General features: G+C 52.4%; 1 protein-coding gene. It reads left to right on the top strand.

What is annotated here, in order from left to right:
- The coding region (locus ACL9RM_RS26540) for a condensation domain-containing protein (protein ID WP_414126708.1) at positions 1-437 on the top strand (437 nt) is incomplete at both ends.

The following is a 437-nucleotide window of genomic DNA, read 5'->3' as shown; positions in this document are numbered from 1 at the left end:
CGGGAAGCAATCCTGCCAGAGGTGGATATTACACGTACAGTAGGCTGGTTTACGAGCTTGTATCCGGTGCTGCTGGACACAGATGTCAACCTGACGCTGGCCCAGCGGATTAAAGAAACGAAGGAAGATCTGCGCCGCATTCCACATAAAGGGCTGACCTATGGCACATGGCGCTACTTATCTCCTGCGTCTGCATCAGGTGAAGCGCAGGCGATTGGAGCAGAACCGGAAATCAGCTTTAACTATTTGGGGCAGGTCGATCAGGATGTGCAAAACAGTGGAATCACATGGTCATCCTATAGTGCAGGGGAGACAGAGGATGCACATTCACCGCTGCAATATACGCTGGATTTGAACGCGATGATCTCGGAAGGCACGCTGCGCTTGACGATCGCTTACAGCCGTAAGCAGTATCGCCAAGAAACGCTGGAACGTGT

This window comes from Paenibacillus sp. S29, from assembly GCF_049319765.1.
Classification (GTDB): Bacteria; Bacillota; Bacilli; order Paenibacillales; family Paenibacillaceae; genus Paenibacillus; species Paenibacillus polymyxa_B.
Note: the sequence above shows the minus strand (reverse complement) of the source record. Positions and strands in the feature narration are given on the sequence as shown.